This is a genomic window from Sphingomonas lacusdianchii (genome assembly GCF_022664395.1).
Classification (GTDB): domain Bacteria; phylum Pseudomonadota; class Alphaproteobacteria; order Sphingomonadales; family Sphingomonadaceae; genus Sphingomonas; species Sphingomonas lacusdianchii.
This window is the reverse complement of sequence record NZ_JAKRET010000081.1, coordinates 1-766: the sequence shown is the minus strand read 5'-3', so window position 1 is coordinate 766 and position 766 is coordinate 1. Positions and strand designations below refer to the sequence as shown.

Genomic DNA, 766 nt, shown 5'->3' with positions numbered 1-766 from the left:
TCGCCGCCCTGATCGACGGCAAGAATGATCTGATCCTGCGCTCGCTCGCTCAGTCCGACCGTCGCGGTCGTGATCGACGTGCCGGCAAGGATCTGGCCGGTGAAAGTAGATGCTTACCAGCTCGAACTTGCTTTCCTCAACCTTGCGGTCAGGCAATCCGGTGAGGCTGCGGGTAGCTAAGGCTGTATTAACATCGTCCAGGTTCCGGTTTATGTACCACGTCGAAACGGTGAATGGGATAAAGGCCATGACCGACGACGATATTTTCTATTTCCAGCGCCGGGCTGAAGCGGAGTTCAAACTGGCGCGGCAGGCAACCAAGCCGGAAGTGGTGGCGGCGCACCGTCAGCTCGCCGAAGCCTATCTCGGCCGCATTGCTTCGGCAGAACCTATACGACGGGCCCAACATGCTTGATGAGGCCAGATCCACCCCCACGGCCCCGCCCCGACGTTCGACAGATTTCACGTTGCTGGGAACGCGATTGGCTGCGTCCCCCTTTCTATCGAGCGAAGAGCGGTATGTTTTAGAGAAATCGGCACTCCCTGCGAAGTCCATTGCCATCAATAAGGATTTGCTGCGTCAGGCCGAGCATGTCAGCCACATCGAGATTCTGATCGAGGGGTGGGCTTGTCGTTACAAAATCACGCGGGACGGCCGCCGTCAGATCGTAGGCCTGCTGATCCCGGGCGACGTGGCGAATATAGACTCGTTCATGTTCACACGGCCGGCTTACGCGGTGCGGACACTTTGCACGACAAAGACCAT

General features: G+C 58.1%; 2 protein-coding genes. Both read left to right on the top strand.

Features of this window, described 5'->3' with window-relative positions:
• Positions 1-247: 247 nt before the first annotated feature.
• Entirely contained in the window at positions 248-415 is a 168-nt protein-coding gene (locus MF607_RS22580) for a hypothetical protein (RefSeq protein WP_242122401.1), read from the top strand.
• Between the two features lie 67 nt (positions 416-482).
• Positions 483-766: cyclic nucleotide-binding domain-containing protein (locus tag MF607_RS22575; RefSeq protein WP_242122400.1), on the top strand; the 284-nt coding region annotated here is incomplete at its 3' end.

Excerpts from the sequence above, each read along its gene's own strand:
- MF607_RS22580 (WP_242122401.1), top strand. The coding sequence starts at position 248 with ATGACCGACGACGATATTTTCTATTTCCAGCGCCGGGCTGAAGCGGAG.